Source organism: Pseudomonas sp. SIMBA_068 (assembly GCF_046534705.1).
GTDB lineage: Bacteria > Pseudomonadota > Gammaproteobacteria > Pseudomonadales > Pseudomonadaceae > Aquipseudomonas > Aquipseudomonas putida.
The window spans coordinates 1-233 of record NZ_JAWRYI010001741.1 but is presented as its reverse complement, the minus strand read 5'-3'; the positions used below and the strand labels follow the sequence as shown (position 1 = coordinate 233).

Genomic DNA, 233 nt, shown 5'->3' with positions numbered 1-233 from the left:
CCGGTCATTGCCACATCGGCACGAACCGGGTTACCGGTCAGGCAAGAAACCAGCGCGGTGCACATAGCAATACCGGCACTCGGACCATCTTTCGGCGTCGCACCTTCCGGTACGTGGACGTGGATGTCGCGTTTTTCGTAAAAATCAGGGTTGATCCCCAGTTTTTCCGCACGCGCACGAACCACCGTTAACGCCGCCTGAATGGACTCCTGCATCACTTCGCCGAGCGAACC

At 58.4% G+C, this 233-nt stretch carries 1 protein-coding gene; it reads right to left on the bottom strand.

All coding sequences use genetic code 11. From position 1 onward, the window contains the following. On the bottom strand, positions 1-233 hold a 233-nt coding region (locus SB756_RS35715; RefSeq protein ID WP_410913970.1), incomplete at both ends, for a S16 family serine protease.